This is a genomic window from Mesorhizobium sp. B2-6-1, from assembly GCF_006440475.1.
In the GTDB taxonomy this organism is placed as follows: Bacteria; Pseudomonadota; Alphaproteobacteria; order Rhizobiales; family Rhizobiaceae; genus Mesorhizobium.
Genome location: NZ_VFUH01000005.1, coordinates 35,564 through 59,683 on the forward strand (window position 1 = coordinate 35,564; position 24,120 = coordinate 59,683).

Here is a 24,120-nt window from a genome sequence, read left to right on the forward strand (position 1 = left end):
CGGATGCGACGTCCACCCTTCCAAGCCAAAAGGCGGGAGACAAGTCCCCCGCCTTTTTTCATTGGCTGTCTGCCGCTGCCTAGTGCAGGCGGCCGCTGGCGTGGGCCAGCATGGTGTAGACCTTGCCTGTATCCGAGGTCAGGTAGGTCTGCGCCATGATGTTGTCGCGGTCGTTGCGCGACACGTCCTTCAGCAGCTTCTCGAAATCATCGCAGTAGCGGTCGACGGCGGCGCGGAACTCTGCCTCCGTCTGGTACTTGCGACGGATCTCGTCGAACGTCTGCTGGCCCTTCAGCGTATAGAGCCGCCGCGTGAACACGTCACGCTCGCCGCGCCGGTACCGATTCCACAGTTCGATCGACGCATCGTGATCGATGGCCCGTGCGATGTCGACGGACAGCGAGTTCAGTGATTCCACGACGTGAAGCGGCGAACGCTGGGCAGGGGCGGCGCGCGGTGCGTCGGCGGGTGTTGCCGGCTTGGCTTCGTCCTCGCGTGACGCCCCGCTCAGGAGATCGCGCACCCAGCCGCCCTGTTGCGTGCGGGCGCCGGCGTCGGGACGCTGGCGCGGCGCCGTGTCGGCGGGGCGCTCCAGGTCAAGCGTGCCGCGTAGCGCCGTGCCGCCCGCCGGCGCCTGCGGCGCGCGAAGTTCCGGCTGTGGCGCGGGAGCGCGGCGCGGCGGCTCTGCCGCGCGGGGCGCTGCCGGGGCTTGCGGCGCCGGGCGCAAATTGCGCGATTCCGAGGGCTCTCCACCACTGCGGCCGGACTTCGCAACGATGTCCGAAAGCTCCTTCAGGGCGTTGATCTGCTCGGAAACCGCGCGGCGGATGGCCGATGTCGATTCCTTGGCCTCTTCCGGCATCTCGATGACGCCCTTCTTGAGCTCGGCGCGGGTGAGGTCGAGCTCGCTCTTGATGGCGCCGGCGGTGCGGCGCATCTCCTCGGTCGCGTCGGAGAAGCGCTTGGTCGCCGAATCGACGACGTCGGTGATGGCGTTGCGGATCTTGTCGGCCGATTCCAGCGTCCTGCCTTCCGCATTTTGCAGCGTCTGGCCGACCAGATTCTCGAACGAGCGCATGACCCTTTCGAGATCCTCCGACTTCTTGACCAGGCCGACAGCGAGATCCTCGAGTGAAGACTGCCTTTCTAGCGTGTGTTCGAGGTTGCTCTGGGCCGAGCTCAGGAGGTCCGAAGCACCGGCGAGCAGGCGGCTGTGTTCATCGAACTTGGTGGCGATCGACGCGACCTCGCGCAAGGTCGACGACGACAGTTCCGTCAGCCTTGTCGTGTTCGAATCGACCAGCCTTGCCGAGCTGGCGAAGGTCTGCGCCGCTTTCTCGGTGGTTGCCGCGAAGCTTTGCGTGCTGCCGGTCAGGCGTTCGTCGACCTGGCCGAGATTGGCCGCGGCCTGTTCGATCAGCTGACCGAGCTGCGCGCTCGACGTGGTCATTCGGCCGATCAGGTCGGCGACACTGTCGGATAGCGACGAGCGGGCACCTTCGACCGCCGAAAGGGTCTCGGCGGTGCGGCTGGCGAGCGCGTTGACGAGGGCTGCGTTTTCGCTGCGCAGCTTCTCGGCGGCACGTTCGGTGACCTCTTCCATGCTCTTTTGCAGTTCCGAGCCGCCCTGGGCGAAACGCTCGACCAGCGGCCGCGCGGTCTCGTCGAGGATCTTCGACATCTCCGCCGACCGTGCCGCGAGCATGGTGTTGAGCTCGCGGGTGTTGGCGCCGATCGTCTTGGCGGCGTCGTTGGTGCTCTGGCCGATATGCTGGCCGACCGCGGTGAAGGTCTCCGCGATGACATTGGCGCGCGACACGAGTTGCGCTTCGGCGCTCGACACCTGCTCGTTGAGCTTCTGGCCCATCGTCTCGGCGGTATGGGCTAGCCGGTTCTCGACGCTGGCGATCTGCTCTTCGACGCGGGCAGCAGCCGTTGCCGCGGTCGATGCGAGCCGCTCGTCGGCGCCGGCGAGCGCCTGCTCGATTTCACGGGCATGCGCGGCCAGTTCCTGGCCGGTCTGGCGCGCACGGTCGGCGACCCTCTGCTCCGTGCTGGTGAAGGCGCCAACGATGCTCTGCGCATGTTCGCCGATGGTCGAGGTGCTGGCGGCGATGCGGGAAACCAGTCGGTTGTCCGCATCATCGAAGATGCGGGCGATTTCGGAGGCGCGGCCTGACAGCGCTTCCGAACCTTCGGCGATGCGCGAGACCAGGTGCTGGTCGGCGGCGTCGAAGATGCGGCCGAGATCCGCTGCACGCGCGGCAAGAGCTTCGGCCGATTCGCCGATGCGCATGCCGAGCCGCTGATCGGCGCCTTCGAAATTGCGCAGGATATCGCCGGCGCGCGCGGCTAGCGACTGTGCCGTTTCGACGGCCCGGGCAACCAGCTTCTGGTCGGCCGCGTCGAAGGTGCCGGCAATCTCGCTCACCCGAGCCGCCAACTGGTCGGCGGTCTCCTGGGCGCGGGCGGCCAGCTTCTGGTCGGCCGCGTCGAACGTGCCGGCGATTTCGCTTGCACGGGCGGCAAGCTGATCGGCGGTTTCATGGGCTCGCGCCAGCAAGGAACTGGACGCATCGTCCGCGCGGGCAAGCAAGGCGCTCGACGTGTCTTCCGCACGGGCGTGGAGACGGCGATCCGCCTCCTCGAAGGTGCGGGCGATGTCTTCGGCCCGAGCCAGCAGGGCGGCCGAGGTCTGCTCGGCGCGCTCGGCGATCTTGCGATCCGCATCGGAGAAGGCCTGGCCCGCCTGCTCATGCAGGACGCTGGTGACTTCCAGGACCTTCTCGCGCAAGGCGCCGGCCACGAAGACGGCGCTCTTCTCGAGCACGTTGCGCACATTGTCGACGCCTGTCGACAGCGCACGCTCCATGGTGCCCGCACGCTCCTCGATGATGCCGGTCTGGCGACTGAACGCCTGCTCGATCTTGTCCACGTCGGCGGCGATCGCAGCGGAGATGTCGGTGCTCCTGGCCGCGATCTGGTCGATGTGACCCGACAGTGAACGATCGATATCCTTGCGGGTCTCGGCGAGCCTGCCGAGATCGTCTTCCAGCGCGCGGCTCAGCACGTCGCGGCCTTCGGCCAGCTTGCCGACATGTCCGGCGATGATGCCGTCGAGATCGCCACGGCTCTCCGACAGCCTCTGCAAATCGGCCTCCAGCGCGCGCTTGAGGATGTCGCGGCCTTCGGCCAGCTTCTCGACCTGGCCGGCGACAAGGCCGTCGATGCTCGAGCGGCTTTCGGCCAGCTTGGCGAGATCGTCCTCGAGTGCCTTCGACAGCACCGAACGCTCCTGGACAAGCCGCTCGGAGTGGCTATTGACCAGTCCGTTGACGTTTTCCAGATCGTCTTCGAGTGCCTTCGACAGCGCCGAACGATCCTGGACAAGCCTTTCGGAGTGGCTGTTGACGAGAGTGTTGACGTTTTCGAGGTCGGCTTCGAGCGCCCGGGCGAATTGTCCCCGATCTTCGACCAGTTTCTGGGACTGGTCGGCGACGGTGTTCTTGATCGTATTGAGATCGGCTTCCAGCGCACGGCGCAGGATGTCGCGGCCTTCGGCCAGCTTCTCGACCTGGCCGGCCACCAGCCCGTCGATGCTCGAGCGGCTCTCGGCCAGCTTGGCGAGGTCCTCCTCAAGCGCTTTCGACAAGGTCGAACGGTCCTGGACCAGCTTGTTCATGTGGTCGGCAATGACGCTGTTCACGTTCTGCAAGTCCGCCTCGAGAACCCGCGACAGCTGCCCGCGGTCCTCGGCCAGCCTCTCGGACTGGCTCGATATGACGCCCTTGATCGCGTTGAGGTCGGACTCCAGCGCCCGCCTGAGAATATCGCGGCCTTCGGCCAGTTTCTCGACCTGACCGGCGACCAGGCCGTCGATGCTCGAGCGGCTCTCGGCGAGCTTGGCAAGGTCGGCTTCGAGGGTCTGCGACAGCAGGCTGCGATCCTCCGCCAGGCGGCCCGAATGGTCTTCGATCAGCCCGCGTATGCTGGACAGATCGTCCTCCAGCGAACGGCCGAGCTGCGAGCGGTCTTCCGCCAGTTTGGCCGAATGCGCCTCGATGAGGTCCTTGATGCCGGCGATGTCGTTCTCCAGCGCCTTGGCGAGTACCGCGCGGCCCTCGGCGATCTTCTCGACCTGACCGGCGACAAGGCCATCAATGTCGGCGCGCGTGTCCACGAGCTTGCCGAGGTCGGTTTCGAGCGCGCGCGAGAGAATGTTGCGGCCCTCGGCCAGCTTGCCAACATGTCCAGCAACCATTTCGTCAATGATTGTACGGGCTTGCACCAGCTTTCCGGAGTCTTCGTTGAGAGCCTGGGAGAGCCGGTTGCGGCCTTCTTCCAGCCTTTCGAGGTGGCTGCCGAGCGAAGCGTCGATGGCAGCGCGCGATTCGTTGACCTTGCGCAGATCTTCTTCGAGAGCGCGCGCGATCAGGCTGCGGCCTTCGGCCAGCTTCTGCACCTGGTCGGTTACCGCAGCATCGATGCCGGCACGGCTCTCGGCGAACTTGGCCAGATCGGCCTGCATCGCGGCCGCCATGCGCTCGCGGCTCTCGGAAAGGCTGCGGCTGTGATTTTCGACCGCTTCCTCTATGCCCACGCGGGCATCGGCAAGCCGCTGGATATCGGCATCGAACGAGCGCGAGACGACGTGGCGCGCCGCTTCCATGCGTCCGGCGAAATCGCTGGCGCGCGCTTCGAGCATGGACGAGGTCGACGTGACGATATCGGCCATGTCGGCGCCGATCTGGGTCTTGCCCTGGTCGATCATCGCCGTCAGCGTGTCCTTGCTCTCGGCGAAGGTGTGGGCGATTTCGCGCGCGCGTTCGACCAGCGTTTCGTTGATCTGCCGGGCACGGGCTTCGAGTGCTGCGTTGAGCTTCTGCGTGCCGGTGTCGAGAGCCTCGGCGCGGGTCTGGAACTCGCTGATCAGCGCCTGGCCGCGCTCGGCGAGCGTGCGCTCGATGCCGTTGAGGCTGGCCTCGAATTCCGAATTGAGTGTGCGCGCGGCGCCACCAAGCAGCGACACCATGCCGTTGGTGCGATCGTCGAGCAGGTCGGTCAACGACCGGGTCAGGCCGTCTGTCGTGTCCGTCAGCTTGGCGATGCGCGTGTCGAGCAGGCTGGCGAAAGCCTCGCCGGAAGTCGAAAGCTTGTCGGTTATGGTGTCGAGCCGTCCTTCCACCGAATCGAAGATCGACAGCGAACTTTCGTTGATGCGGTCGATAAGCGTGTCGCCGGAATTGGTGATGGTCATCGACAGTTTGGTCGATGCATTGAGAATGCTGTCGCGGATGAGGTCGCTGGCAGCGCCGATTTCGTCCTTGAGGGTGTCGTGCGCGCCGGCGATCGAAGCGCGAACCCGCTCCGCATGGCTGACGACCGCCTCGCGCTCGCTGCCGAGCCCGTCGACGAGCGAGCGGATGCGGGTTTCGTTTTCCGAATAGGAGCGCTCGATCTGGTTGACCTCGCTGTGGACCAGCGTTTCCAGTTCGACGGCGCGGGCCAGCGTGCGTTCGATGCCTTCGCCCATGGCGGCCACCTCGCGGCGGACGGCCTGGCCGATCATCATGACGCGATCCTGGGCCATGTTTTCCGGCTCGGTAAGGCGGAAGGCCACTTCCGTCATCGACTGGGCGGCGATGCGCATGTCCTGCGCGCGGCGAATCATGGCGGCGAAGGCCCAGAACAGGATGACCGGCACGATGGCCGCGACAGCAAGGCCGATCAGTTCGGGACGGGCGAAGAACTGGTCGAGCGTGCGGATCCTCCAGATGCTCGGCCCGAAGAGGAGGTTGGCCAATCCGCCCGCGCCGGCGATCCAGGCCAGCGAAACGAAGGCGATAACCCAGTAGATCGTGTTCGAGGCGCGCCGGTTGAGGCTGTGCAGAAGCGTCTTGTAATCCTTCTGACGATCGTCATTGGCCGGCGAGAAGCCGGCGGGCTGACCGCCATTGCGTGTTTCGACGGGGCGCAGTTCGGCGGGTCTGGTCTTTGGCGCGGGATTCGCGGCCTGGGCTTGGTTGACGACGGGTGCCTGCGTCTGATTGCGTCCCTCGCGCGCCAATTCGTCGGCGGCCTGGGATATCTGCGCTTCCAGATCTTCCATCGAGGCCGCTATATCGAGGTCGCCGCTGCCGGTGTCGCCGCTGAGGTCGAGATCGAGTGCCTTCTCGAGTTCCCTGGCCACATCGTTGTCCAGAGATCTGGTCGTCGTTGTTTTCTTCGCCATGCCTTCGCTACCCTGTACTAGCTGCCGCGGGCTTATGATTTTGGTTGTCGCACCCACGCGCAGGAGGCTGAAAATGGACCCTCGTATCGTAATGACACAGGGGGGTAAAGAAAACATGCATTCCGCGGGATACGTAAAACTTTAAATATAAGGTTAACGGAAGCGTGATTCCGGCGCCGCTTTCGCAACATTTTTTCCGGCCATCCATTAACCCGTTGTCCATTGGATTCGCCTAGTTTTTCAGGCGGCCGAAGAAGCGGAGTTCGAGTTCATGCGTGGCGAAAGCGGCATTGCCTTCTCAATGCCCGGGGGCGATGTATCGGGAACGAGGCGGTCCCGACCGATCGATTTGGCACACCTTGCGCGGCAGACGATGGGCGACCGCGGCCTCGAACAGGAGGTGCTGGCGCTCTTTGTACAACAGGCGCTGTCGGTGCGCGACAGGATAGTCGATGCGGACATCAAGGACCGGCTGCTCCTGGCGCACGGCCTGAAGGGTTCGGCGCGTGGTGTCGGGGCCTTTGCCATTGCCGATTGCGCCACCGAGATAGAACGGCAGCCGGAAGACAGCCAGACGCTTACGCGGCTCGGCAAACTGATCGACGAAGTGCGCGATTTCATCGCCGCCATCAACCGCTAGACCCGTTTGCGGAAAAACGTCACCGAGCGGCGCTTTCTCGCCGCAGTTGACTTGTGTGCCCGAGTGATTATCTCGGCGGAAACTCCCTCAGGTGACAAATGACCAAACTGACCTTCATTGCCCATGACGGCACACATTTCGACGTGGATGCCGAGAACGGCTCGACGGTCATGGAAAACGCCATCCGCAATGCCGTGCCGGGTATCGAAGCGGAGTGCGGCGGCGCCTGCGCCTGTGCAACCTGCCACGTCTATGTCGACGAGGCCTGGACGGCGGAAGTCGGCGAGCCGGAAGCAATGGAAGAGGACATGCTGGACTTTGCCTACGACGTCCAGCCGAATTCGCGGCTATCGTGCCAGATCAAGGTGCGCGACGCGCTCGACGGACTGGTGGTGCGGGTGCCCGAGCGCCAAGGCTAAAAGCCGATTTTTGCCCGAGGCAATGAATCCGGGCAGGGGGTTCCTTGGGGGCCGGCTGTTGACGTCGCCTTGAATGGAAAACCCGCCTGTGCGGCGGGCCTCCGGCGCAACTCAGCACCACAACCAAATATCTACCATAGTTGCGGGCACCCCGTCAAGAAAAAATTCCTATCGTGAGAAGCTGCCCTGCCATGAAAAGGTGGCGGGGCAGCCGGACTGGCAGTCGTCCATCCCTTGCAACCCGAGTTCGCAGCTCTGATTTTTGCGGCTGCCGCTTGGCAGCAAGCCGGAGGTCATGCAGTCTCACGCCAATCCAGCAGCGAGGCGCGCACCATGACCGGCATCACCAGGACAGACGTACTCATTGTCGGGGCAGGGCCGGTCGGCCTGTTCGCCGTGTTCGAGCTCGGCCTGTTCGACATGAAGTGCCACCTGATCGACATCCTCGACCGGCCCGGCGGCCAATGCGCGGAACTCTATCCGGAAAAGCCGATCTATGACATTCCCGGCTGGCCGTCGATCTCGGCGCAAGGGCTGGTCGACAAGCTGCTCGAGCAGATCGCGCCGTTCAAGCCTGATTTCACCTACAATCGCATGGTCTCCAGCCTGGAGAGGTTGGAGGACGGCGGCTTTCGCGTCACCACCGACGAGAACGAGGTGTTCGAGGCCAAGGTGGTGGTGATCGCCGCCGGCGGCGGCTCGTTCCAGCCGAAACGCCCGCCCATCCCGGGCATCGAACCCTATGAGGGCAAGAGCGTCTTCTATTCGGTGCGCCGGATGGAAGACTTTCGCGGCCACGACCTCGTTATCGTTGGCGGCGGCGATTCGGCGCTGGACTGGACGCTCAATTTGCAGCCGGTGGCAAAAAGCGTGACCCTGGTCCACCGGCGCCCGGAGTTCCGCGCCGCCCCCGACAGCGTCAACAAGATGTACGCCATGCAGGAGATGAAGCAGCTGGATTTCCAGGTCGGGCAAGTGACCGGCTTGACCGGCGCCGCCGGCCAACTGTCGTCCGCCCTGATCAAGGGGCCGGAGGGCGACATCGAAATTCCTTGCACGCGGATGCTGCCCTTCTTCGGCCTGACCATGAAGCTCGGACCGATTGCGGAATGGGGGATCAACCTTCACGAGAACCTGATTCCGGTCGACACCGAGAAGTTCCAGACGTCGGTCCCGGGCATCTTCGCGGTCGGCGACATCAATTGGTATCCCGGCAAGCTGAAGCTCATCCTGTCGGGCTTTCACGAGGTCGCGCTGATGGCCCAGGCCGCCAAGCGCATCGTCAGCCCGGGCGAACGCATCGTCTTCCAATACACGACCTCGTCGACCAGCCTGCAGAAGAAGCTCGGTGTGGCGGAGGCCTCCTGACGCGTATCGCTTCAGTCCGCCAGCACGGGGGCCTCGGGATGGCCGCGCAGCGGTTTTTCGGGCATCAGGCTGAGCGTCAGCAGCGCCATGATCAACATCACCACGGCGGCGACGAAGATCAGCCCGAAGGCGGCAGCTTCGGCACCGGCGCCGGTCGCCTGCGCGCCTTCGCCCGCCAGCGGCAGCCCGTTGCCCAGGGCGACCGCACCGAGGATAGCAACGCCGAGCGCGCTGCCCAGCGAGCGCAGGAACGTCAGAACGCCGGTGGCGACGCCAAGGTGCCTGGGGTCGACTGCGTTCTGGACAGACACCGTGGCCACCGGAAAGGTGGTTCCGCTGCCGAGCCCGACGCATGTCGTCAGGATCTCGACAACCAGCAGCGAGGCGTGCCCCGCCACCAGGCTGAGGACGCCGAGGCATAGAACGGCGAAGGCCAATCCGAAGATGGCGATCCGCTTGTAATGGACGAAACGCGGAATGGTGCGCCCGCTGAATGTCGCGCCGGCCACCGTGCCAAGCATCAGCCCCAGGAGGGCGGTGCCGGATTCGCTTGCCGACAGGCCGATGACCGACTGGAGATAGACCGGCAAGTAGACAGACAGGCCGATATTGGCCGCCTGCAGAAGGAACATGGAGAGCGTGCCGGCAAGGACGATCGGGTTGCTCAGCACCTCGAGCGAAATCAGCGGCTCGGTTGCGCGCAGCAGCCGCAGCGCAAAGGCGCCCCACAGGACCAAGGAACTGGCGACGAGCCCCAGGATCTCCGTCGATAGCCAGGGGTATTCGCTGCCACCCCAGTTCAGCGCCAGAAGCAGCAGGGCCGTGGCGGCGACGAGAAGCAGCGCGCCGAGCCCGTCGATGCGATGCCGTCTTGCCGCGACCGGCAGCTTGCGCAGCGGCTTGTTGATGATGGCCATGGCCAGGATGCCGAGCGGAATGTTGATCCAGAAGATCAGCGACCAATGGAGATGTTCGGCGAACGTGCCGCCGAGCAAGGGCCCGGCGATGCTGGCGACTGCCCAGGTGCCCGAGATCCAGGCCGCATAGCGTGCCCGCTCGCGTGGCGGCACGAGGTCGCCGATGACGGTCTGCGCCAGGGAGAAAAGCCCGCCGCCGCCGGCGCCCTGGATCGCGCGGCCGATCACCAGCACGAACATGTTGGGCGCCATCGCACTGACCAGCGAGCCGGCGAGGAAGATGAGGATCGCGCCATAGACGGTCGGCCGGCGGCCGTAGACGTCGGAGATCTTGCCGTAGAGCGGCGCCATGGCGGTTGCGGTCAGGAGATATCCGGTCACGATCCAGGGCAGGTACTCGGCGTGGCCGAGCGCTCGCGCGATGGTCGGCATGGCCGGTGCCACAATGGTCTGGTCAAGTGCTGCCAGCAGCATCGACAGGAGAACGCCGCCGATAATGGCGTTCTTTTCGCTTTCCGTCAGCGGCGCGCTCGCGGCCGCCACGGCCTGATTGTCGACAGCCTGGTCCATAATCTTTCGTCCATATGCTTGCGCGCGCCGTCCGGTGCGTCGGCTGGGCTAGCCGGGTTGCATCCGCGGCGCGATCGGTCGTGATGCTCGTGTTTGAAAGGTCGTGCCCTTGCCAACCCCTGATATGTCGTCCCGTATAGGCCGATTTCGACCGTTGCCCGGAAATTTTTCGAAGCTGGCACTACGCTTCGGCCCGGTTGGCTCGCACCGCCGCCCCTTAGGCGACATACATCAGGACGTTCACGTCGGCGGCAACCGGCCGTTGCCGATGCGCTCGACGCGATAGCGCAGGAGCCGCAGGATGCGGCTTTCGAAATTGACGCTTTCGACGCGATCGAACTGCACCTGGGCACGGTCGTGTCTGGCGAGAATGGCGGCGGTGATCTGGGCGGCCTTGGCCTTCGCCGCATCGCAGTCCTTCTGCGGGTAAGCGGCTTTCAGCGCGTCTTCCAGTTCGCGGGCGTGATTCTTGGCGATCTCGACATGGCGTTCCTCATGGCGCTTGATGTCGGCCGACAGCGTGTCCCAGAACAGCCGCACATCCGCGTCGGCCTTGCGTGGGCGGCTCCATTCGGGAAGGATAACCTTGACCTTGACGGTCACGGCGGCGTCGGCGATCCGGCAGGAGCCGGACTGCCCGGCATAGCTGATGCGCGTGGTGAAGGCCATCTGTGTGGCGCCGGGATGCCGCGAGCCCGTGCTCTTCACCTGCGGACCACGTTTGGAAAGCTGTGCCTCGATGTCTTCTAGCGTCCTGCCGCCGACGGCGAAGTAGCTATATGTCTTGACGAGATTGGCCGCGCCCGCCGGAACGGCGGTGGCGGCAAGCAGCAATGCGCAAAGCAGGGTTCGTTTCATCAGGTTGCCTCTCGTCCTACCTTGCTTTACGGCCATTGCCGGCGCAACGGAATTGATCTGGTGCGGATCACACATGGTTGATGAGCCCCACGGTTGATGAGCCACACGGTTGATGAGCCACACGGTTGATGAGCCACACGGTTGATGAGCCCCATGGTTGATGAGCAATGACGGCGAGGCGATGGCAGTTGGCGCACGGGCGTCATCTCGACCTTGGCGACAAGGCCGTGGTGGTCGGCATTCTCAATGTCACGCCCGACAGTTTTTCCGACGGCGGTCTGTTCGATGCCGCCGAAACCGCGCTGGTCCAGGCGCGCCGCATGCTGGGCGAAGGGGCCCTGGTCGTCGATGTCGGCGGTGAATCGACCAGGCCGGGCGCGTCCGCGATCACGGCGGGCGAGGAGCAGGCGCGCATCCTGCCGGTGATCGAGGCGCTGGCGCGTTCCGGCGAGGTGCTGATTTCGGTCGACACCTATCGTGCGGAGACCGCGCGGCTGGCCGTCGCGGCCGGGGCGCATATCGTCAACGACGTCTGGGGCTTGCAGCGCGAGCCGGACATTGCGCGTGTCGCAGCCGAAACCGGCGCGGGGCTCATCATCATGCATACCGGGCGGGATCGCCGGAAACTGCCCGACGTCATCGCCGACCAGTTCGCGTTCCTCGAAAAATCGCTTGAAATCGCCCGCCGACACGGCATCGCCGACGATCATATCGTTCTCGATGCCGGCTTCGGCTTCGCCAAGGAGACGGCCGAGGATAACCTCGACCTGATGGCGCGGTTTTCCGAGCTCAACGCCCTCGGATTTCCGCTGATGGCCGGAACCTCGCGAAAACGCTTCATCGGCACCGTCACTGGCCGCGATGCCGCCGAAAGAGGGGCTGGGACTGCGGCGACGAGCGTCATACTGAGATTGAAGGGCGCCGACCTGTTTCGCGTCCACGATGTCGCAATCAACGTGGACGCGCTGGCCGTGGCGGATGCTATGCTGGCGCGCGAAACCGCCGCTTCGGAACGCTGAACCATGTATGTCATCCGCCTGAAGAACTGCGCCTTCTTTGCCCGGCACGGGGTGCTGGACGAGGAGGAGGCGCTCGGCCAGCGCTTCTATGTCGACGCCTCGCTCACCGTGGAGCCCGGGCGCGCGCTGGTCGACGATGCCATCGGGGAAACCGTCAACTACGGCGTTGCCTTCACGGTGATCGAGGAGATCATCACCGGACACAGGCGCTTCCTGATCGAGGCGCTGGCCCTGGAAGTCGCAAAAGCCCTGACGGAGCGCTTCCCGCAGATCAGGAAAGCCGAAATCACGGTCCGCAAGCCGAATGCGCCGGTGCCCGGCGTGCTCGATTACGTCGAGGTGACCGTTGTCTGGCCGCAGTAACACCGTCTATCTCAGCCTTGGCGGCAATCTCGGCGATCCGGCGAGTTCGATGGCGGCGGCGCTGCGCCTGCTCGACGCCGATCCCGCCACTCGCGTGGCCGCGGTGTCCTCGCTCTACCGCACGCCGCCCTGGGGCAAGCTCAACCAGCCCGACTTCCTGAACGCCGCCGCCGAACTCTCGACACGGCTCTCGCCGCGGGCATTGCTCGACCTGTGCCTCGATGCAGAGCGCAAGCTGAAGCGCGTGCGCGAGGAGCGCTGGGGGCCGCGCCTGATCGATATCGACATCCTGGTTTTCGGCGACCGCGTCATCCACGAAACCGGCTTGGAAGTGCCGCATCCGCGCATGCTTGAACGTGCCTTCGTGCTGGCGCCGCTGGCCGAGATCGCGCCCGATCTTGCGGTAAGCGGGCGAAGCGTCTCGGAGCGGCTGGCCGCCGTCGATGCGGCCGGTATCGAACGCCTGCCGTCGGGCCGCGACTGGTGGCTGGATAGACCAGCGTCAGCCTGAGAACCCGCCATCGTCCAGAAAGGTTTTTTCCTCCGGCGTGGTTTCGCGGCCGAGCATCTTGTTGCGGTGCGGAAAACGGCCGAAGCGCCGGATGATGTCGAGGTGTTCTTCGGCGTATTTGAGGTAGTCCGGCGCATTGGCCGCGGTGAGCTCGACCGACCGTTCCTGGTCGGCGAGCAATTCCGAATGTTCGAACGGCAGATACAGGAACACCCGCAATTCCGGTTCGAGCACCAGATCCTGGCCTGACGTTACGGCTTTTTGGGCGAAATGCTTCGCCAGCGGGTCCGTGGCGTACATGTGGCCGGTGCCGCGAAAGCAGTTGCGCGGAAACTGATCGAGCAGGATCATCAACGCCAGCGAGCCTTCGGCATGCTCCGACCAGCCGTCGCATTCGCGCCGTGCGGCCGCGTAATGCAGCTCAAGAAAGCGGTTGCGGAAATCGCCGTCGAAAACATCGCTTTTCTCGAACCATGCGTCCGCTCCGGCATCACGCCAGAATCTGGTGACCGACAGGGCTCCGCTGTCCAAATCCATGCTTTTCTCCTATCAATCCGCCGGCTCGGACTTGTGCAGAACGCCGGCCGTTTCCTCGTTGAGCGCCTGGCCGGGGCGGCGCGGCGTGGAGAGCGGCGTCGGGATCGGCGTGCCGATATTGCCCTTCAGGAAGCGCTGTCCGGAGCGGATGCCTTCGGCGAGTTGCGTCTCGAAGCGGGCGGTGTCGCGGCGGCGGACGTCTTCGACCACCTCGGCGACGTCTTCCGGGTCTACGCCCAGGGCCTCCAGCGTCGAACCGCCAAAAACCAGCGCCGATTCGAATGTTTCACGCAGCTGATAGTCGACGCCTGTGCGGATGAGCTGTAGCGCGGTGCCTCGGTCGAAGGCGCGCGCCAACACGGTAAGCAAGGGAAACTCGGCTTTGACGAGCTCGGCGATGCGTACGGCGGCATCGGGTTTGTCGACGCAGATGAGCACGGCGCGTGCGCGCCCGGCACCGGCAGCGTGCAGGATGTCCAGCCGCGTGCCGTCGCCGTAGTAGACCTTGAAGCCGAAATCGGCCGCCGCCTGGATCATCTCGACATCGTTGTCGATGATCGACACGTCGATGCCGCGCAGCAGCAATGGCTGGCTGGCGATCTGGCCGAAGCGGCCGAATCCGATGATCAGCACGCTGCCGGTCAGCCCTTCGGCGACGTCGACGCCATCCAGCGACAGCTCGTCGCGCGGCGTCAGATACCGCAACGCGACGATCGCCAGCGGCGTCAGCACCATGGAGATGATGACGATGGCCGTCAGCGTCGCGTTGGCCTGGCCGTCGATGATGCCGACGGAAGCGGCGGCCGAATAGAGGACGAAGGCGAATTCGCCGCCTTGCGCCATGAAGACGGCGCGTTCCAGCGCCTCGCGATGGCCCGACTTCAGGATGCGGGCGACGATGTAGATGCCGAGCGCCTTCATGACCATGTAGGCAACGACATAGACGGCGATCAGCCGCCAGTTCTGAACCACCACATGCAGGTCGAGCGACATGCCCACGGCGAGAAAGAACAGGCCGAGCAGGATGCCGCGAAACGGTTCGATATCGGCTTCGAGCTGGTGGCGGAAGGTCGATTCGGACAGCAGCACGCCGGCCAGGAACGCGCCCATCGCCATCGACAGGCCGCTGAGCTGCATGGCAAGGGCGGATCCGAGAACGACCAGAAGGGCGGCCGCCGTCATCACCTCGCGAGCGCGGGCATCCGCCAGGATACGGAAGAAAGGGTTGAGCAGAAAACGTCCGGCCAGCACCAGGCCGATGATCGCGGCAAGGCCGATACCGACCTCGGCCAGCCGCTCCGACAGGCTGGTGTCGGTGCCGCCTGGCGCCAGGAACGCGATCAGGGCCAGCAGCGGCACGATCGCCAGATCCTCCAGCAGCAGGATGGAGACGATGCGCTGGCCCTTGGGCGAGGCGATTTCGCCGCGCTCTTCCAGAAGCTGCATGACGATCGCCGTCGAGGTCAGCACGAAGCCGGCTCCGGCGACGAAGGATTGCGCGATGGAAAAGCCTCCGGCTATTCCCACGCCGGTCAGCAAGACCGCGCAGACCCCGACCTGAAGCGCGCCCAGGCCGAAGATCTCGCGGCGCAAGCCCCAGAGCCGCGACGGCTGCATCTCCAGCCCGATAATGAACAGGAACATCACGACGCCGAGCTCGGCGACGTGGAGGATGGCTCCCGATTCGGAAAACACACCGATGCCGAACGGGCCGATCACCACGCCCGCGGCCAGATAGCCGAGAATCGAACCCAGGCCCATACGTTTGAAGATCGGAACGGCGACAACACCCGCGGCGAGCAGCGCCACCACCTGAACAAGCTCGCTGCCCGCTGCCTCTGCCGCCATTCCCGCCATTCCGCTCGTTTGAGGACCGCAGCCTGTGCGGTCGGGTCAAGACGCCTCGGATCAGGCGCCAGCGCCCCAAGGATAGGGGCTTCGGCGGGCATGTAACAGCCCGAATCCTGCGGCGGGCAATGTTGCAGGCACGTTACACAAGTTGAGCGCGAGGCCGCGTTGCGTCTGGCTGCAATCGGAGGTTAAGCACGCTCGGCTTCGGCCAGTGGAGGGTGTGGCGATCAAGCCGCGCCCTTTTTGAGGAGATGACTGACATGAAGAAGTTTTTGCTCGTTGCCGTCGGCCTGGCGGTGCTCGCCGGCTCGGCTTGCTCCAAGGCGCCTGAGTGCACGGCCGAGGTCGCCACCAAGAAGGCGCAGGACATGGCCGCCGCGCTGCAGGAGGCGGTTACCAAGGATCCGTCCAAGGCGGCCGATCTGACGGCCAAGGTGCAAGAGGTGACGACCAAATATCAGGGCACCACGACCCTGGCCGACGCCTGCAAGGCCTATGATGAGGTGACGGCGGCGATCAAGGGCTGATCGTTCCTATCGACGTCTTCAAAAGGAGGCAGTGGCGATGGGCCGCCGTCTCTTTTTGTGTTTGGTTACAGGCGGTTGATACGCGCTCAGTTCGGCGCGATGGAGCCGACTTCGATCGCGTCGACCCGCTTCAGGCTCATGCCGATCACCGGCACCAGCTGGTCCGCGACGCGCACTGCAACCGTCACCGTCATCGAATTGTCGTCGGGGATGCGTGCCTGCATGACGCCGCGCAGCTGGTTGCGGTTGATGGTGAACACCACCTTGCGGGCATCGACCACATTGCCGCCGATGATATCGAGGCCGGCACCGGCCGCGCCGCCCATGAAGGAGCCCTTGTAATCGCGCCCCTTGCGCTCGATCTTGGCCGACATCGGCTGGGTGAACATGCCCACACGGCAGCCGCCGTCGAGCGTCATGCCCATCTTGCCGTCGGGCGTCGAGCCGGTGAAGCTGCAATTGAACTTCGTGCCCTTGTATTTGCCGGCGACGATCTCGCCCGGGCCCACCCACTTGCCTTCGGCGGACCGGAAGAACTGCTTGTCCGGCTCCGCCGCGGACGCCTGTGCGGCAATGCCGGCGACAGTGGTGATCGCAACCGCCAGGGGCAACAGGCTGGACAGAATTACGCTTTTCATCGACGACACCCGGCAACAAAGAGGCTGTTTTGGAACCAGTGCGACCATGAACAAGATTGGTTAATGCTTCGTCACTGCCAAGGTCGTCGTTCACTTGCCAGGCGGGGTGTTCTCGCTTTCCTTCCTGCTTGCGAACGATGTCAGCGCGGAGAGGAAATCACCCAGTCCCGGCCGTTTTGCCGCACTGAAGGGCAGGGGGCGCGCCGTCTCCATCGCGGCGATGCCGATGCGCGCCGTCATCATGCCGTTGACGACGCCTTCGCCGAGCTTGGCGGAGAGGCGCGCAGCCAGGCCGTGGCCGACGATCTGCTGGACGAAACTGTCGCCGACGGCGATCGAACCGGTGACCGCCAGATGCGCCAGCACGCTGCGCGCCAGGCGAAAGAAACCCAGTGTTCCCGGCCGCCCGCCATAGAGTTCCGAAAGGCGCCGGATGAGGCGCCCGGCCTCGAACACGACATAGGCTACGTCGACGAGCGCACGCGGACTGACGGCCGTCACCAGCGACACGCGTTTGGCGGCTTCCAGGATCATGATCTTGGCCCTGGCGTCGAGAGGGCCAAGGATCTCCGCCTCAGCGAGACGCACCAGATTGGCGCCATCGATGATCTCGTCGCGCAGATCGGCCAGCGCGCGCCTGCCCGCGGCCGTTTCGGGTTTGGCCGCGACGAAGGCCGACAGCTCGTCGACCGCCAATCGCGCCGCCTTGGGATCGTCGCGTGCAATCGCATCGAGCGCACGTTTCTGCAGCTTTTCGACCTCGGCAAGCCGGGCGATCGCCAGGAACTCGCGAATCAGGATCACCACCAGCGCCAGCACGGCGACGGCAGCCATGCCGGCGGCCAGCCAACCCAGCCACTCGGCGCGCGCGAACAGATCGCGAATGAGCTGATCGGTCCACAGGCCGATGGCCAGCGAAACCAGCACCCCGAACGCGCCGAAGAAGATGGAGCCAAGCAATGAACGTTTCCTGCGAGCGACCGCCGGCGGCGGTTCGGCAGCGACGATGTCCGGCTCGTCGAACACGTCGATCTCCGACGGGATGACCAGCGCGACATCGCTCTTCACCGCGCGGGGCTTGCGCTGTGTGTCGGTCTGGACACGGCGCGCCTCCGGCGCCCCGGCCTGGGCACGGCGCGCCTGCGCCGCGTCCTGCTGCGATGTGGCCGCCGGTTCGATGCGGAATGCTGCCGGCTTGCGGGGCGCGGTCATGCCAGATGGTCTCCGATCAGGAACTGCAAGGCACGATCGAGACGGATATGCGGCAGTGACAGCGTGACGCCCTCGGCCGTGCGCTCGAGCTTTGGCGGGCGAAAGCGCACGAAGCGGATCGCCGGGTCGGTATTGTCCTGCCTGTGCGCTCCCCCGGGAGCTTCGAAGACAGCATCAATTTTCTCCGGTAAATCACCGGGAAATATGGCCGTTTCAGCTTTCCCGTCAAAGGTGTCGCCATTGATTGTCTCGCCCGCGAGCGGTGTGCCGATGATGACCGGCAATGTCTCGCGGCCCTGTTTGACGGTGCCTTCCCGTGTTGCGCGCACCGCCGCCATGGCGACGACGTCGACGCCGGCGCCGGTGAAATTCGCCCGCGCCACGGCGCGGTCTGCCAGCCGCCGCACGATCGCCTGCAAGCGGTCATGGCTGTCGTGATGCAGGTGGTCGGCCTTGGTGGCGGCGATCAGGATACGATCGATGCGCCGCGAGAAAAGATCGGTGAGGAAGCTGCCGCGTCCAGGACGGAAACAGGCGAGGATCTCGGTCACCGCGCGCTCCAGGTCGGCCATGGCTCCGGGGCCGGCGTTCAGCGCCTGCATGGCGTCGATCAGCACGATCTGGCGGTCGAGCCGGGTGACGTGTTCGCGGAAGAAGGGTTTGACGACATGGGTCTTGTAGGCCTCGTAGCGCCTTTCCATCATCGCGTGCAGCGAGCCGCTGCGCGGGCGCTTGTCGCCCAGGCTGGCCAGAGGCGCGAAGGTCAATGCGGGCGAGCCTTCGAGATCGCCAGGCATCAAGAAACGGCCCGGCGGCAAAGTCGAAAGCGCCCGCTCGTCGAGCTTGCAGGCTTTGAGATAGGCGGCGAAATCCTCGGCCAGGCGGCGCGCCGTCATCTCCTCGGCATCGGCGTTCGGGTCGATCTCGGCCGATAGCGCCCGCCAGGCCCGCGACAGGTCCTCGCGCACCGGCAACGCAGCCATTTCAAGGGCTTCGCGCGAAAAATCGGCGAAGGATTTTCCGAGCAGCGGCAGGTCGAGCAGCCATTCGCCGGGATAGTCGACGATGTCGACCGACAGTTTTCCGGAGGAAAACATCCTGTTCCAGCCGGAAGCCGATTCATATTCGATGGTCAGCCGCAATTCGGAGATGGCGCGTGTCGAATCGGGCCAGACGCGGTCGTTCACCAAGGCGGCGATATGGTCCTCGTACTGGAATCGCGGCACCGCGTCGTCGGGCTGCTCTTCGAGGAAAGCGCGTGCGATGCGCCCGGATTTCTGCGCCTCGAACAGCGGCAGGCGCCCGCCATGAATAAGGTTGTGGACCAGCGCCGAGATGAAAACCGTCTTGCCCGCCCTGGAAAGGCCCGTGACGCCCAGCCGCAGCGACGGCGAAAATAGCCCGCTGGCGCGGCCCGAAAGCGTGTCGAGCGCAATTCTCGCCTCGTCGGTGAAAGTGGTCAGCGATGACGCCAAAATTGTCTCTCGATGCTGCGACAGGTCCGATATAGGCGTTGCCGTGCTGGTTTGAAATGGCGTCAGAGGTCAGCCGGCGTCAGGAATACCTCGAGATAGCCGGCACCCTGGGCGGCCCCGGCAAGATCGCCGCTGAAGCGCACGACCGCCAGGCCCGAGGTCGGGAAACCATGATTGAGCATGGCGCGGGCGCTTTCCTCGCCATCGCCGGACACCGCCATGGCGAGATCCTCCGTCATCGGATTGTGGCCGACGAGCAGCATCGAACCCACCCCACCATTGTCCCGGATGAGGCTGAGGTACGCGGCCGCGTCCTCGCTGTAGAGCGCGTCGACGAACAGAACCCGGCCGGTGTCGGCCCGACCGGCCACGCCTTCCAGCGTCTCCTTCGCGCGCCGGGCTGTGGAGCAAAGCGTCAGATCGGGCACATAGGAGCGCGACCGCATGGCGATGCCCATCGCCTCCGCATCAGCGCGGCCGGACGCATCGAGAGGGCGATCGAAATCACGCATGCCGGGCAGCGCCCATCCGGCTTTGGCGTGCCTCAACAGATAAAGCCTGCTCACCCAACCTCCACCGTGCCAACAGCCCGAACCGTGCTGTGATTAGCCATAAGAACGGCGTGGCGCACAATGGCAGTCGTTTTTCGGACATGACGAATCATCAGCCGGCGGCCGCCAGTACGAAGGATCCGGTACCTAAGACCAGCCCGAATCACCTCAATCGCGCTCATCGAGGCAGATTAACAATTGCGTGAATCGGTAATCGATTGCGCTTGTGCAGGCGTTTGACCGCGAATATATAGGCGCCAAATTTGGGGCTGTTTGGGTGAGTCGAATGAACGATGCCGTTACCGCCGATTACGTACCCTCCGAAGACGAGCCGTTCATGAACGAGCGGCAGAAATCCTACTTCCGCTCAAAGCTCGTCACCTGGAAGAATGACATATTGCGCGAAGCGCGCGAAACCCTCGAAATCCTACAGCAGGAAAACGCCAATCATCCCGATCTAGCCGACCGCGCCTCTTCGGAAACCGACCGCGCCATCGAACTCAGGGCGCGCGACCGCCAGCGGAAACTCATCGCAAAGATCGATTCGGCCTTGCAGCGCATCGAGGAAGGCACTTACGGCTATTGCGAGGAGACCGGCGAACCGATCGCGCTGAAGCGGCTGGATGCCCGCCCGATCGCAACCTTGTCGATCGAAGCGCAGGAGCGGCACGAGCGCCGCGAGAAGGTCTATCGCGACGATTAGCCTGCGGTCTGCATTCAAGAAGATTTCAGCGATATCGCTCTCGAAATGGCCGGTTTTCCGGCCATTTCTTTTTTCAGAACCCGGGCGATGCGCGCAAAACCCCGATCGGTTTTTCGGACCGGGCGCAAGCGCTGCTCATCTTTTCTGGCTGGAGAGTTCGCCCAGAAGCCTGGTCATCTCATCGTCGAGCGACGGCGGTGTTTTTGCCACCGGCTTGGTCGCCGGACTGCTCGAGCGGGGCTGGTCGAGCGAAACCTCGAGTTCCTTCATCAGCGTTTCATCGATGCTTTCCTGCCCCGGCGGTGGTGAAGCCGGCGGCGGGGCATGCCGGACGGCATTGACGTTTGCGGAGCCGTAGGAAGGCAGCGGCGTGACATTGGTCGGCTGATAACCCTGCGCCGCCGGCTTCGGCACCGGCTCCGGAGCGCGCTGGCGGGCGGGTGGCGCTGCACTCACCGGCTGCGGAGCAGGTGCCTGTCTCGCCGGCGCCGGGGTGGGCTGAGGCGGACGCGGCTTTGCCACCGCGACAGGCTGCTGCGAACCGCCATCTCCGGTCAGCGCGGGACGGCGTGGCGCAGAAAGGCGGATGTCACGCTCGACGACGACATCGGTCGGGCCGCCGATCAAAAGCAGATGCTCGATGTCGTCGCGGCGCACCAGCACCAGGCGGCGATGGCTGTCGACGGCGGTGGCGTCCATGACCGCAAGCCGCGTCTTGCGGTTCCGGCCGCCCGCGACAAAGGTGCCGAAGGTCAGGTTGCGAACGAGTTTGACGATGATGAGGACGATAACCAGCAGGACCAGCGCCGCGAAGGTCCACAGCAGTGCCGCTACATAGCCGGGGCCCGCTACGCTATCCAGCCATTGCAGCATTGGTTCCCCCTGATCGGTTTGGAAGTGACGCGACACTAGACCGTTGCGGCGGGCTACCGCAAGTTGCCTTTCACGCTTCATGAACAGCTTGAAACACTGGAGGGCCGGCCGACATCATTTTTATCTGACATTTGCCGCCCGGGCCTTTTCGGGACCAGGAGAATATGATTCAACCCGACAGGGGCGGGCGTCGGCACACATTGCGGCGAGTATCGGAACACCGGACTTCAAGAGCAGGGGGCACATGGCCAAGGAAACGCGCGGCGATTTCTATCCGGTACCGATCGTCGATCAGAACACGCGGCCGGGCGCCGTTACCCGGCTCGTCATCTTCATTGCCGTCCTGACGGGGGCCGCGATCGTTTTCGGCCTGTTTCGCGAGCGGCTCGGCGACCCTTTCCTGCTGGGCATGCTCGGCGTGCTGGCGATGATCGGCGTCGGCTTCCTGTTCGCCACGGCGATCGGCTTCGTGCAGATCACTCCACGCTCGACGGGCGACGAACTGTCGAAGGCATTCGTCGATTCGATGTCGCAGGGTCTTCTGGTCACGGACACCAAGGGCCGCGTGGTCTATGCCAACCGCGCCTATGCCGACATGACCGGAGCCTCTTCCGCGGCCGACCTGAAGACGGTCGAAGGGCTGCTTTCGGATGTTCCGGAAGCTTCGGTCACCATCTACCGACTGGCCTCCGGCCTGCGTGACGGCCAGCCGGGCGACGGCGAGTTCCGGCTCGCGCAGTCGATCAAGCCTGGCGCTGAGCCAGGCGCGCGCTGGTATCGCGCCCGCGCCCGCGCTTTCAGCGTGCCGGGCCAGCGGCCGCCGATGCTCGCCTGGCAACTTGCCGACATTTCGCAGGAACGCGCCGAGCAGGAGCGTTTCTTCCTGGACCTGCAGAAGGCGATCGATCATCTCGACCACGCGCCCGCCGGCTTCTTTTCCGCCGACCAGGAAGGCCGCGTCACCTATATCAACGCCACGCTCGCCGAATGGCTGGGCATCGACCTTGCCAGCTTCACGCCCGGCGCCGTCTCCCTGCCGGAGATCGTCGCCGGCGACGGCATGGCGCTGGTGCGCTCGGTCAAGGCCGACCCCGGTACGACGCGCAACGCGGTCATCGATCTCGACCTCACGACAATGACGGGCGAGGCGCTGCCGGTGCGCTTCATGCATCGCGTTTCAGCCAGCCGCGAAGGCCTCAACGGTCCGACGCGCACGATCGTGCTCAACCGCACGCAAGGCGAGGACGCCTCGGCGGACCTGCGCGCTTCGGAAGTGCGGTTCACCCGCTTCTTCAACTCGACGCCGATGGCGATCGCCGGCGTCGACGCCAGCGGGCGCATCCTGCGCACCAATGCGCCGTTCCTTTCGCTGTTTTCGTCGGTCGTAGACCGGGACGCCGTCGACCGCCGCATGCGGCTCGACACGGTCATCCACGAACGTGACCGCCCGGCCTTTGCCGCGGCCTTCGAAAAGGCACGGCAGCGGCAGGCCGATATCGAGCCGATCGATACGCTCCTGCCCGGCAATGAGGAGCGCCACATCCGTTTTTACGTCAATGCGGTCGCCGACGGTACAGGCGGCGAGGGGGCCGAGGAGTCGGCCATCGTCTACGCCGTCGAGACGACGGAGCAGAAGGCGCTCGAAGGGCAGATGGCGCAAAGCCAGAAGATGCAGGCGGTCGGCCAGCTTGCCGGCGGCATCGCGCACGACTTCAACAATGTGCTGACCGCCATCATCATGGCGTCTGATCTGCTTCTGACCAACCATCGGCCGTCGGACCCATCCTTCCCCGACATCATGAACATCAAGCAGAATGCCAACCGGGCAGCCTCGCTGGTGCGGCAGTTGCTGGCCTTTTCGCGCAAGCAGACGCTGCGGCCGGAAGTGCTGAACCTCACCGACGTGCTCGCCGATCTCAGGATGTTGCTCGCCCGTCTGGTCGGCAACGACATCAAGCTGAAGATCGATCACGGTCGCGATCTCTGGCCGGTCAAGGTCGATATCGGCCAGTTCGAGCAGGTGGTGGTCAACCTGGCGGTCAACGCGCGCGATGCAATGCCGGCGGGCGGCGACCTCACGGTGCGCACCCGCAATGTGACCGCCGAGGAGTGCAAGACCTTTCCCTACCGGGAACTCACTCCGGCGGACTATGTGGTGGCCGAGGTCGAGGACACCGGCAGCGGCATCGCGCCCGACGTGCTGAAGAAGATATTCGAACCGTTCTTCACCACCAAGGAAGTCGGCAAGGGCACCGGCCTTGGCCTGTCCATGGTCTACGGCATCATCAAGCAGACCGGCGGCTTTATCTTCTGCGATTCCGAGGTCGGCAAGGGTTCGGTCTTCCGCATCTTCCTGCCGCGCCACATCGCCGAGGCAAAGAAGGCAGGCGAACCCGGGGAAGCACCGGCAGCGGTGCCTGCCAAGTCGGCCGAGACAGGCAAGGATTTGTCCGGCTCGGCCACGGTGCTGCTGGTCGAGGACGAGGATGCGGTGCGCATGGGCGGCATGCGGGCACTGACCTCGCGCGGCTATACCGTGCACGAGGCGTCCTCCGGAGTCGAGGCGCTGGAAGTGTTCGAAGCGCTCGGCGGCAAGGTCGACATCGTGGTTTCGGATGTGGTGATGCCGGAGATGGACGGGCCGACGCTGCTCGGCGAACTGCGCAAGCGCCAGCCGGACATCAAGTTCGTCTTCGTGTCCGGCTATGCCGAGGATGCATTCGCCAGGAACCTGCCGGCGGACGCGCATTTCGGATTCCTGCCGAAACCGTTTTCGCTCAAGCAGTTGGCAACGATCGTCAAGGACATGCTGGAGTCTTAGGCCGTGAACCCATAAATCGGGAAATGGCCGAGATT

19 protein-coding genes are annotated in these 24,120 nt (G+C 64.7%); 9 read left to right on the plus strand and 10 right to left on the minus strand.

Going from position 1 to position 24,120, the window contains the following annotated elements:
* Window positions 1-79 precede the first annotated feature (79 nt).
* Complete coding sequence (locus FJ443_RS12635) at window positions 80-6,232, minus strand: kinesin (RefSeq protein ID WP_140664282.1); 6,153 nt, start codon at window positions 6,230-6,232, stop codon at window positions 80-82.
* 271 nt (window positions 6,233-6,503) lie between these two features.
* On the opposite strand from FJ443_RS12635, the gene FJ443_RS12640 reads away from it, so the two are divergent.
* The 3 genes from FJ443_RS12640 to FJ443_RS12650 all read left to right on the plus strand — a co-directional run bounded on the left by FJ443_RS12640 (window position 6,504) and on the right by FJ443_RS12650 (window position 8,659).
* Window positions 6,504-6,872, plus strand: a complete 369-nt coding sequence (locus tag FJ443_RS12640) for an Hpt domain-containing protein (protein WP_140498914.1) — start codon at window positions 6,504-6,506, stop codon at window positions 6,870-6,872.
* Window positions 6,873-6,970: 98 nt separating this feature from the next.
* Window positions 6,971-7,291 carry a 2Fe-2S iron-sulfur cluster-binding protein gene (locus FJ443_RS12645; RefSeq protein WP_137931040.1) on the plus strand — a complete coding sequence of 107 codons (321 nt, stop codon included), beginning with the start codon at window positions 6,971-6,973 and terminating at the stop codon, window positions 7,289-7,291.
* A gap of 333 nt (window positions 7,292-7,624) precedes the next feature.
* Window positions 7,625-8,659 carry an NAD(P)/FAD-dependent oxidoreductase gene (locus tag FJ443_RS12650; RefSeq protein WP_140557796.1) on the plus strand — a complete coding sequence of 345 codons (1,035 nt, stop codon included), beginning with the start codon at window positions 7,625-7,627 and terminating at the stop codon, window positions 8,657-8,659.
* 11 nt (window positions 8,660-8,670) lie between these two features.
* On the opposite strand, the gene FJ443_RS12655 is transcribed toward FJ443_RS12650, so the two are convergent.
* On the minus strand, window positions 8,671-10,146 hold the full coding sequence (locus tag FJ443_RS12655; RefSeq protein ID WP_140664285.1) for an MDR family MFS transporter: 1,476 nt from the start codon (window positions 10,144-10,146) through the stop codon (window positions 8,671-8,673).
* A 240-nt stretch (window positions 10,147-10,386) separates the two neighbouring features.
* On the minus strand, window positions 10,387-11,004 hold the full coding sequence (locus FJ443_RS12660) for a DUF922 domain-containing protein (RefSeq protein ID WP_181165355.1): 618 nt from the start codon (window positions 11,002-11,004) through the stop codon (window positions 10,387-10,389).
* 167 nt (window positions 11,005-11,171) lie between these two features.
* On the opposite strand from FJ443_RS12660, the gene folP reads away from it, so the two are divergent.
* The 3 genes from folP to folK are packed head-to-tail and all read left to right on the plus strand — an operon-like array spanning window position 11,172 to window position 12,897.
* A complete protein-coding gene (gene folP, locus FJ443_RS12665) occupies window positions 11,172-12,023 on the plus strand; it encodes a dihydropteroate synthase (RefSeq protein ID WP_140664288.1) in 852 nt (283 codons plus the stop codon).
* A gap of 3 nt (window positions 12,024-12,026) precedes the next feature.
* A complete protein-coding gene (gene folB / locus FJ443_RS12670; protein ID WP_140498905.1) occupies window positions 12,027-12,386 on the plus strand; it encodes a dihydroneopterin aldolase in 360 nt (119 codons plus the stop codon).
* Window positions 12,370-12,897: a 2-amino-4-hydroxy-6-hydroxymethyldihydropteridine diphosphokinase gene (gene folK, locus FJ443_RS12675; RefSeq protein ID WP_140664291.1), complete on the plus strand. Its 528-nt coding sequence runs from the start codon at window positions 12,370-12,372 to the stop codon at window positions 12,895-12,897. Before folB ends, folK begins: the two co-directional genes overlap by 17 nt.
* Here folK and FJ443_RS12680 read toward each other — a convergent pair.
* Both FJ443_RS12680 and FJ443_RS12685 read right to left on the minus strand, forming a co-directional pair.
* Window positions 12,889-13,434: a DUF924 family protein gene (locus FJ443_RS12680; RefSeq protein WP_140664294.1), complete on the minus strand. Its 546-nt coding sequence runs from the start codon at window positions 13,432-13,434 to the stop codon at window positions 12,889-12,891. The genes folK and FJ443_RS12680 overlap by 9 nt on opposite strands.
* Window positions 13,435-13,446: 12 nt before the next feature.
* Entirely contained in the window at window positions 13,447-15,282 is a 1,836-nt protein-coding gene (locus tag FJ443_RS12685; protein ID WP_140515288.1) for a monovalent cation:proton antiporter-2 (CPA2) family protein, read from the minus strand.
* A gap of 263 nt (window positions 15,283-15,545) precedes the next feature.
* Here FJ443_RS12685 and FJ443_RS12690 point away from each other — a divergent pair, with 263 nt between their 5' ends.
* Window positions 15,546-15,812: a hypothetical protein gene (locus FJ443_RS12690; RefSeq protein WP_140547541.1), complete on the plus strand. Its 267-nt coding sequence runs from the start codon at window positions 15,546-15,548 to the stop codon at window positions 15,810-15,812.
* Between the two features lie 86 nt (window positions 15,813-15,898).
* On the opposite strand, the gene FJ443_RS12695 is transcribed toward FJ443_RS12690, so the two are convergent.
* From FJ443_RS12695 to FJ443_RS12710, 4 genes are all read right to left on the minus strand, one after another.
* On the minus strand, window positions 15,899-16,450 hold the full coding sequence (locus FJ443_RS12695) for a hypothetical protein (RefSeq protein WP_140498896.1): 552 nt from the start codon (window positions 16,448-16,450) through the stop codon (window positions 15,899-15,901).
* Between the two features lie 90 nt (window positions 16,451-16,540).
* Window positions 16,541-17,662 carry a TIGR01620 family protein gene (locus FJ443_RS12700; RefSeq protein WP_140664297.1) on the minus strand — a complete coding sequence of 374 codons (1,122 nt, stop codon included), beginning with the start codon at window positions 17,660-17,662 and terminating at the stop codon, window positions 16,541-16,543.
* The gene (locus tag FJ443_RS12705; RefSeq protein WP_140664299.1) at window positions 17,659-19,137 is read right to left on the minus strand and encodes a YcjX family protein; all 1,479 of its coding nucleotides are present in this window, start codon (window positions 19,135-19,137) and stop codon (window positions 17,659-17,661) included. Before FJ443_RS12705 ends, FJ443_RS12700 begins: the two co-directional genes overlap by 4 nt.
* Window positions 19,138-19,199: 62 nt before the next feature.
* Window positions 19,200-19,703 carry a histidine phosphatase family protein gene (locus tag FJ443_RS12710; protein WP_140664302.1) on the minus strand — a complete coding sequence of 168 codons (504 nt, stop codon included), beginning with the start codon at window positions 19,701-19,703 and terminating at the stop codon, window positions 19,200-19,202.
* A gap of 271 nt (window positions 19,704-19,974) precedes the next feature.
* On the opposite strand from FJ443_RS12710, the gene dksA reads away from it, so the two are divergent.
* The gene (gene dksA, locus FJ443_RS12715) at window positions 19,975-20,391 is read left to right on the plus strand and encodes an RNA polymerase-binding protein DksA (protein ID WP_140498888.1); all 417 of its coding nucleotides are present in this window, start codon (window positions 19,975-19,977) and stop codon (window positions 20,389-20,391) included.
* Window positions 20,392-20,526: 135 nt separating this feature from the next.
* Here the strand turns inward: dksA and FJ443_RS12720 are convergent, their stop codons facing one another.
* Window positions 20,527-21,264: a flagellar biosynthetic protein FliO gene (locus tag FJ443_RS12720; protein WP_181173491.1), complete on the minus strand. Its 738-nt coding sequence runs from the start codon at window positions 21,262-21,264 to the stop codon at window positions 20,527-20,529.
* A gap of 244 nt (window positions 21,265-21,508) precedes the next feature.
* Here FJ443_RS12720 and FJ443_RS12725 point away from each other — a divergent pair, with 244 nt between their 5' ends.
* On the plus strand, window positions 21,509-24,085 hold the full coding sequence (locus FJ443_RS12725; RefSeq protein WP_140515292.1) for a response regulator: 2,577 nt from the start codon (window positions 21,509-21,511) through the stop codon (window positions 24,083-24,085).
* Window positions 24,086-24,120: the final 35 nt, after the last annotated feature.